The organism is Halioglobus sp. HI00S01, assembly GCF_001635445.1.
Lineage (GTDB): Bacteria > Pseudomonadota > Gammaproteobacteria > Pseudomonadales > Halieaceae > Halioglobus > Halioglobus japonicus.
The window spans coordinates 1-263 of sequence record NZ_LWEE01000086.1 but is presented as its reverse complement, the minus strand read 5'-3'; the positions used below and the strand labels follow the sequence as shown (position 1 = coordinate 263).

The following is a 263-nucleotide window of genomic DNA, read 5'->3' as shown; positions in this document are numbered from 1 at the left end:
GCCTGACTCTTGAAAAGGGCAACGGCAGCTCCGAGGACCTCACCGGCCGCATCATCGACCTGGTGGCCCCGATTGGTAAAGGCCAGCGTGGCCTGTTAGTAGCACCGCCCAAGGCCGGTAAAACCATCATGATGCAGAACATCGCCCAGGCGATTATCAGCAACAACCCTGAGTGCTACATCATCGTACTGCTGATCGACGAGCGTCCCGAAGAAGTGACAGAGATGCAGCGCTCTGTCGGTGCCCGCGGTGCCGAGGTCGTT

1 pseudogene is annotated in these 263 nt (G+C 59.3%); it reads left to right on the top strand.

Features of this window, described 5'->3' with window-relative positions:
• Window positions 1-263: pseudogene (gene rho, locus A3709_RS12585) on the top strand (transcription termination factor Rho); the annotation flags it as partial.